Raw genomic sequence first — 2,140 nt, 5'->3', positions numbered from 1 at the left:
GGGGGCCCCGCCCCCCCCCGCCGCGACAGCGGCTGCGGCGGTGAGCGAACGAACGGTCCATCGACGCTGCTGCATCCAGAGCTCCTCGAGGGTGGGACGGGCACGGGCGACGACGTGGTCGGCTCGACAATAGGGGGGTCGGGGCCGGCGCGGGCCGTTTCCGTGAACCGGCTCGAAAGACGGCTCTCGAAACCGTGATTCGCGCTCATTCGGTGACCGGACCGCGATGGAACGGTCACAGTTTCCCGTCGATCTGCGGTCGAGACGGCGACAGGTCCCCGTCGAGGTCTCGACTCGGAAACGATGCGGCCCGGGGGGTCGATTTTTCGCTCCGGTTTCGGGTCGGGATGTCGTCGCGGTGGTCTAGCTTGAGGGAGCGCCCGCTGTCACATCTTCGAGGGCGCGGACGATCGAAGGGGAGAGAGCTACAGCCACGTCGATCCGACCGAGAGGTTTTCCTGCACGGTGCCGGGGGGTGCCAGGACAGCACTGGAATCACTTTCGTGAAGGGGAGTTCGTTGCAAGAGCGGCCGTACATTCCGCCCGGGGCCTTCCCGTTGTCCTCCGCCCAGCGTTCGATCTGGGTCGCGCAACAGCTGGCACCCGAGGTCCCCGTCTGCATCGCCCAGTACGTCGACCTGCCCGGAGACCTCGACCTGGATCTGCTGCGCGCCGTCGCGCACGAGGCCGCGCGCGAGTTCCAGTCGCCGTACCTGCGCGTCGTCGAGGTCGACGGCGAGCCCTACCAGTACGTCGATCCGGACCTCGACCGCAGCGACGTCCCGCTGCTCGACTTCTCCGGGGCCCCGGACCCGATGGCCGCGGCGCAGCAGTGGATGAACACCGACTACGCCACCCCGGTCGATCTGGCCCGCGACCCGCTGGTGAACATGACGATCCTGCGGCTCGGCGAGCGACGGCACCTGTGGTACAGCCGGATCCACCACGTCGCCCTCGACGGTTTCGGCGCCATGACGATGGTCAACCGGATCGCCGCCCTGTACTCGGCGGCCCACGAGGACCGGGCCCCCGAGCCGCCCACCGCCGCCGACCTGCACTCCCTCTACCGATCCGACCTCGACTACCGCGGTTCGAGCCGGTACACGAGCGACCGCGACTACTGGATCGGGCGGGTCGCCGGGCTCGAGGACGGATCGACCCTGGCGCGGCGGACGGCCCCGACCGCCGCGCGCAGCACCCTCGACAGCGTCACCCTGCCCGACGACCTGGTCGCCCGGCTGACCGACGCCGACGCCACGAGCGGATCGTCGGCGGCCGCGACGGTGGTCGCGGCGTTCGCGTGCTACCTCTCCCGGATCACCGGCCGCGCCGACGTGATGCTCAACCTGCCGGTGTTCGCGCGGACCACCGTGGCGGCCAAGCGCTCCGGCGGCATGCTCGTCAACACCGCGCCGCTGCACATCCGCCTCGAGGACACCGACACCCGCGGCGACCTGGTGCACCGCGCCCAGCTGGAACTGACCGGTGCGCTGCGGCACCAGCGGTTCAGCCTCGAGGACATCCGCCGCGAGACCGGCACCACCGGCCGGGCCCGCAGCTACGGCGGACCGATGATCAACGTGATGCTCTTCCGCCAGGAGATCGCGCTCGGCCCCATCCGCGGCGAGTTCCACATCATGACCTCGGGTCCGGTCGAGGACCTGCTGGTCAACATCTATCAGAGCGGCACCCCCGCCCGGACGTTCGTGGACTTCCGCGGCAATCCCCACCAGTACGAGCCGGACGAGCTGCGCGAGCACCACGCTCGCTTTGTCGAGCTGTTCGGCGAGTTCCTGCGGGCCGAACCGGACACGCCGGTCGCGCGCATCCACCCCGCGACCGCCGCCGTCGCCGAGCGCCTGCGCCGCGACGCCGACCTCGAGCGGTTCTGGCGGGCCGCCCTGGCCGGGGCGCCCGAACACCTCGAGCTGCCCGCCGACCGTCGCCGCACCGGTCCGCGCAGCACCCCCGTCGCCGCCCGCCTCGACCTACCCGTCCCCGCCGAGCTGGGGGACCGGGTGGGCGACCTCGCCCGGCGCCACGGCGTCACCGCCACCGAGGTGCTGCACGCCGCCGCCGCGGTCCTCGTCGCCCGGCTCACCGCCGGCGCCGACACCCTCGTCGGACTGTCCACCCCGGC

The 2,140-nt window shown here is 71.7% G+C and carries 1 protein-coding gene; it reads left to right on the top strand.

Annotated features, from left to right (window positions below; all coding sequences use genetic code 11):
- Positions 1–518: 518 nt before the first annotated feature.
- Positions 519–2,140 (top strand): condensation domain-containing protein (locus OEY_RS29105; RefSeq protein ID WP_237713793.1); only part of this gene is annotated, 1,622 nt, incomplete at its 3' end.

The sequence above is a fragment of the Rhodococcus sp. P14 genome (assembly GCF_000256505.1).
GTDB classification, from domain to species: Bacteria; Actinomycetota; Actinomycetes; order Mycobacteriales; family Mycobacteriaceae; genus Rhodococcus; species Rhodococcus ruber.
The sequence above is the reverse complement of the archived record's forward strand: the minus strand, read 5'-3'. Positions and strand labels throughout refer to the sequence as shown.